1 protein-coding gene and 1 pseudogene are annotated in these 2,149 nt (G+C 38.6%); both read right to left on the bottom strand.

The window, feature by feature from the left end:
• A pseudogene (locus tag WBJ10_RS13445) lies at positions 1–851 on the bottom strand (hypothetical protein); the annotation flags it as partial.
• A gap of 1 nt (position 852) precedes the next feature.
• Complete coding sequence (locus tag WBJ10_RS13440) at positions 853–2,103, bottom strand: restriction endonuclease subunit S (RefSeq protein ID WP_424291139.1); 1,251 nt, start codon at positions 2,101–2,103, stop codon at positions 853–855.
• Positions 2,104–2,149 lie beyond the last annotated feature (46 nt).

The following is a 2,149-nucleotide window of genomic DNA, read 5'->3' as shown; positions in this document are numbered from 1 at the left end:
GGCTTTATCCCCTCGATGAAATCTTCATAAGCCATGTTTTGATGAAAAGTGCAGAAAACAATTCTGCCTTCTTCTACGCGTCTGTGGAATAGAGTTTTAACAGCTTCCCGGTTTGTCCAATCGAGTTGCTTTTCAGGGTCTTCATCGATAATTTCCAAAGCCTTGTTAATGGTGTTATAGGTCTTGCCAGTTCCGGGGGGACCAAATAGTATCTGGTTAAGGGGCTGCTTCATTGTATGTTTTTGAAAAAAGTTATTCGATTCGCTTGGTTGTACAGGTATTTTGTCAGATTCCAATTTCATTCTTATGGCCTTGACTCGTTCCAGGCGACTTTGAAACTCCTTCTCGCTTATTACATATTTTTCTGTGAGCTTGTATTTTTCTAGTAATTGAAGGGCGATATTTCTGGTATTTGTGATATAGTCCTGCAAATTCTCTAAATAATCATTTTGGTTTTCGTAGAATTTAACTCCATGATTACGATCTATCGGTAATTTGAGTCCAATTTTTGTAGCCAGTTCTTTATGAAATGCGATTTCCTGTTTATCAACTATGCCACCTTTAAATGAGATTTCTACATAATTATCTTTCACTAAATCATTTTCGTCGAACCCTAAAACAAATCCAAGGGTCGTTATCTTTCGGTTTGTATCCCCTTTTTTAAAAAGGGGAACGTAAATGTAATCCGAGCCTTGAAACCATTGACCTTTCTCTAAACGTACTTCATCTGACTGGGGACTGTCTTTGCTTCTTAAGGAAAAAGTGAAGTCAGGGTTTTCACTCCTGTACTTGAGTAACAAATCCAAAATCTGACTGCTTACATTGAGGATGCTTTGTTTTAATTTATTCATTCTAAGCTCTTGTTATATACTCAGGAATTGGTTCCGCAGCTATCGCAAATCTCTCTTCGACTTCTTCCACATTTATGTTTCCGTTCATTAGGCGGGGTAGGAGGATGTCGCGTGATTGTTTAAAAAGTCTATTTTGAAACCCTAGATTATAGATCTGCGAATACAAAGGGGAGATTATACTATTGAAATTGTTGAGGATTTTGTCGGGAGGTAAAACTGCATTTTGAAAAGCTAGAAATGCCGTCCAATTATAGTTTAGAATATTGCTCGCACTTCGAATCTCCCAGATTTCAGTTGTTTTAATTTTTCTAAAAAATTTAAAAGTTAAGTACAAAAGATTTGACAACTCTGGTTTCGCCGGTCTGACTAGTTTACAGAAGCTCGCGCACATAACATCGCCATCGAACTGCTTTAACACATCAGTAGTCATTAAAAACGATTTTGCCACTCCCTCGTTGGAACTTCCGCCAGAAACTTCAAAAATTATATCACCTGGCTGGATCTTTCTTGAGGCCATATTCGACTTCTTGTGAAACCTGCTGGGAACATTTTTTATATTCCCAGCATACAAAGGATCAATATCTGTTCCTCTAATAACGTAACCAGGGTTGCAAAACTCTTCTGTCTTTTCGGCCTCGCCCCAACCCCCACCGATTTCATATCCAATCACTTCGCGAAGTTTTTTCCTTTCCCATCCCTCTGGCAGCCCTGTCTCCCTATCAAAAACCAAAGCCTCCCCATTTACCCTATACTTTACAAACCATTCTTCATAAGTGCGCTGTGCTAATTCCTCCAGCAGCTTAATGCGTTTGAGGTTGTTTTCTATTAGATCGTCGTAGGCGGAGAGGATGGAAGCTATTCTCGTTTGTATCAATAATGGAGGTAGATGAATCGGTGTCTCACGAATCTGTTTTAAACTCAACTGAGGGTAAGCAGCCCCCGTTACTATTCCATTATAATATTGTCGGTATGCATTTTGACATAGTTGGAAATAAATAAATATTTTATCACACAAATCATTTGCAATCCTGACTCTTGCTATATGTTGGTTTATATTTCCGTGCTTCAAACTATCTGGAAAAATTGCAATTCTTCCAACATTGCCGGTAATTGAAACTAAAATATCCCCCGGTAGCACTTTTGATCTTTTCATATGATCATTCGCTTCCTTAGTTATGTAGGATAGACCTTTTTTGTTAAAACCCTCGTCAGTTACGCATTCGCTACGTAGAAGTGGTATTCCAGAATCCACCCAATTAAATCCATAGGTAGTGGGTGTTGCTCCCTTCGTGATATAC

The sequence above is a fragment of the Daejeonella sp. genome (assembly GCF_049655485.1).
Lineage (GTDB): Bacteria > Bacteroidota > Bacteroidia > Sphingobacteriales > Sphingobacteriaceae > Daejeonella.
The sequence above is the reverse complement of the archived record's forward strand: the minus strand, read 5'-3'. Positions and strand labels throughout refer to the sequence as shown.